The organism is Cellulomonas bogoriensis 69B4 = DSM 16987 (assembly GCF_000767165.1).
Taxonomy (GTDB): domain Bacteria; phylum Actinomycetota; class Actinomycetes; order Actinomycetales; family Cellulomonadaceae; genus Actinotalea; species Actinotalea bogoriensis.
On the sequence record NZ_AXCZ01000235.1, the window covers coordinates 1 to 3,143 of the forward strand.

At 73.6% G+C, this 3,143-nt stretch carries 4 protein-coding genes; all 4 read right to left on the bottom strand.

Features of this window, described 5'->3' with window-relative positions; all coding sequences use genetic code 11:
• Nucleotides 1-653, bottom strand: a 653-nt coding sequence (locus N869_RS13885) for a DUF7134 domain-containing protein (protein ID WP_035062562.1), incomplete at its 3' end; no start/stop codon positions are given.
• An 18-nt stretch (nt 654-671) separates the two neighbouring features.
• Nucleotides 672-1,487: an ABC transporter permease gene (locus tag N869_RS13890; protein WP_035062564.1), complete on the bottom strand. Its 816-nt coding sequence runs from the start codon at nt 1,485-1,487 to the stop codon at nt 672-674.
• On the bottom strand, nt 1,484-2,434 hold the full coding sequence (locus tag N869_RS13895; protein WP_035062566.1) for an ABC transporter ATP-binding protein: 951 nt from the start codon (nt 2,432-2,434) through the stop codon (nt 1,484-1,486). The genes N869_RS13890 and N869_RS13895 overlap by 4 nt, the downstream gene beginning before the upstream one ends.
• A 113-nt stretch (nt 2,435-2,547) precedes the next feature.
• Nucleotides 2,548-3,143, bottom strand: a 596-nt coding sequence (msrA, locus tag N869_RS13900; protein ID WP_035062567.1) for a peptide-methionine (S)-S-oxide reductase MsrA, incomplete at its 5' end; no start/stop codon positions are given.

The following is a 3,143-nucleotide window of genomic DNA, read 5'->3' on the forward strand; positions in this document are numbered from 1 at the left end:
ACGTCGTGCATCTCCCGTGCGATCCGGCCGCGCTCCTCGGCGCGTGCCAGGCGCGCCTGCTGGTCCCGCTCGGCCTCCAGGCGCGCGGCCCGCTCCACGAGGTCGGCCACGTGCAGGCGCCGTTGGCGGACGCTCACCCCGATCGCCATCGCGACCAGGGAGATGACCGTCAGGCCGGTGAGCGTCGCGATCCTGACCGTGGTGTCCGACGGCGGCCCGGACCCGTCGAACGTCAGGGTGCCGTTGGACCCCGGTCGCTCCCACAGCCACGCTGCCCACGCGACGGCCGCCACGAGGGTCGCGGTGGTGAGCCACGCGACCCGTGGCGGCCGCGCGGCTGCGACCGCGTACACGGCGAACCCGACGGCCAGGTCGTACCCGTTGAGCGACCCCGTCCAGGCCAGGCCCACCACCGCGAGCAGGCCGATCGCGCCGGCCACGGGAACGGGGCGGTGGCGGCGGGCCATGAGGACCACGGCTCCGAGCCCCACGAGCAGCAGGCTCACCGGGCGGGACGCGCCCACGAACGGCGCGATCAGCTCGGGCAGCACGAAGCACGCGACGACCAGCACGTCCGCGGCGACCGGGTTCAGGGCGAAGTACCGGCGCACCGTTCCCAGGGACCGGGCGTCGAGGTCGGTCAGGGCGGCCACGGGACAACCCTGCCAGGGTCAGGCGTCGCGCGTGCGCAGCAGCACCGCCGCCGCGGCCAGCAGCGCCAGCACCCATGCCACGCCGACCGCGAACCCCTGCCAGGGGCCCAGGACGGGAGCGTCGCCGACGGCCGTCATCACCAGCATCTCCTCGCTCATCGCCAGCCGCGCCGCGGCCGTGGTCGGCAGGAACGGCGAGACGGTGGTGAAGAACGTGAACGGCAGGGAGGCGAACACCGACTCCACGATCAGCACCAGGCCCAGGACCCCGGCGATCGCGCCTGCGGAGCTGCGCAGGAGCGCACCGGCACCCATGCCGAGCAGCGCGACGACGACCAGGTACAGCGGGACGCCCGCCAGCATCCGCAGCGACTCCGGCTCGGTCAGCCCGACGGCCGGGTCGAGCGTCGCGGCGAACGGCATCGCCACCAGCAGGGACAGGGCCGCGGCGACGGCGCCGACCACCAGCACGGTCAGGGTGAGGACGACGGCCTTGGCGAGCAGGGCGGGGGTGCGGCGGGGCACCGCGGCGAGCGTGGAGCGGATCATGCCGGTGGTGTACTCGCCGGTCACGAGCAGCACCCCGAGGACGGCGACGGGGATCTGCGCGACGAACACCCCGCTGGTGACCACCGAGGCGAGGGGGCCGGGTCGGGGGCCCTCGCCGCCACCGAGGGTGGCCTCGCCCCATGCCATCAGCAGGCTCAGCCCGACCATGAGGACCACGGCGCTGACGAGCGTCCACACGGTCGACCGGAGGCTGCGGACCTTGACCCACTCCGATGCCACGACCCGCGGGGTCGTGACGGCGGTAGGCGCGACGGTGGCGGTCATCGGGTGGCTCCTTCGTGCTGCGTGGTGCTGGGCGCGGTGGTTCCGGGCTGGGTGGTGTACTCGACCTCGTCGGCGGTGAGCTGCATGTACGCCTCCTCGAGGGAGCCCTGGGCCGGAACGAGCTCGTGCAGGGCGATCCCCGCACCGGCAGCCAGGTCACCGACCTGCGGCGCCTGGAGCCCCGTGACCTCGGCGAGCCCGGGGCCGAGCGCGGTGACCGTGACGCCGGGTCCGGTCAGCAGGGGCTCCAGCTCGCCCATCCGGGGGCTGCGGACCCGGACCCGGTCCTCGCGTGCCCGGTCCACGATCTCGCTCATCGGGGCGTCGGCGATCACCCTGCCGCGCCCCACGACCACCACGTGGTCGGCGGTCACCGCCATCTCGCTCATGAGGTGGGAGGACAGGAACACCGTGCGGCCCTCGTGCGCCAGGTGCCGGACCAGCCCCCGCACCCACATGACGCCCTCGGGGTCCAGCCCGTTGACGGGCTCGTCGAGGATGAGCGTGCGCGGGTCGCCGAGCAGGGCGGCCGCGATGCCCAGGCGCTGGCCCATCCCCAGGGAGAACCCGCCGACCCGCTTGCGGGCGACGCTCTCCAGCCCCGTCATGGCGATCACCTCGTCCACCCGCGCGCGGCCGATGCCGTGGGTGGTGGCCATGGCGAGCAGGTGGTTGTAGGCCGACCGCCCGGTGTGGACGGCCTTGGCGTCCAGGAGGGTGCCGACCTCGCGCAGCGGTGCCCGGTGCTCGGCGTAGGGCCGCCCGTTCACGGTGACGGTGCCCGCGGTGGGCCGGTCCAGGCCGACGATCATGCGCATGGTGGTGGACTTCCCGGCACCGTTGGGTCCCAGGAACCCGGTGACCTTCCCGGGGTGCACGGTGAACGTCGCCTGGTCCACCGCCCGCTTGCTGCCGTAGACCTTCGTCAGGCCCTGTGCCTCGATCATGGTCTCTCCTCGTCGTGGGTGACCGGACCAGCCTGACGGGTGCGCGGCGCGCCCGTGCAGGGCCCAGGGGCGGATCTTTCAGGCTCGCGGGCGTACGCCTCAGGTATGACGTGTCATGCCGTGGAGGGCATCGGGCACGCCACTCCGGTGGAGTGCACGGGGCAGTAGCCGTGGGGGACCTTGTGCAGGTACTGCTGGTGGTAGTGCTCGGCCGGGTAGAAGGGGCCGGCGTCGTGGACGGTGCGGATCTCGGTGGTGAGGTCCCCGTACCCGTGGGCGGAGAGCTCGGGCGCGTAGGCCTGGGCGGTGGCGTGCGCGGCCTCGGTCTGCTCGTCGGTCGTGGTGAACACCGCCGAGCGGTACTGGGTGCCCACGTCGTTGCCCTGCCGGTAGCCCTGCGTGGGGTCGTGCAGGGTCCAGAACCGGCGCAGGAGCTCCACGTGCGGAAGGACCTCAGGGTCGTAGGCCACCAGGACGGTCTCGGTGTGGCCGGTGCGACCGCTGCACACCTCCTCGTAGGTGGGGTGCGGGGTAAAGCCGCCCTGGTACCCGACGGCGGTCCCGACGACTCCCGGGAGCTGCCACATCTCCTTCTCCGCACCCCAGAAGCACCCGAGCGCCAGGTGGATCACGGCGGTCCCCCCGGGCCACGGGCCCAGCAGCGCTGCGTCCAGGACGGCGTGCCGGTCCGGGACCGGGTAGAGCGGGT

What these genes read in the sequence shown, in the direction of transcription:
- N869_RS13890 (WP_035062564.1), bottom strand. Translation starts at nt 1,487, where the DNA reads ATGACCGCCACCGTCGCGCCTACCGCCGTCACGACCCCGCGGGTCGTG.
- N869_RS13895 (WP_035062566.1), bottom strand. Translation starts at nt 2,434, where the DNA reads ATGATCGAGGCACAGGGCCTGACGAAGGTCTACGGCAGCAAGCGGGCG.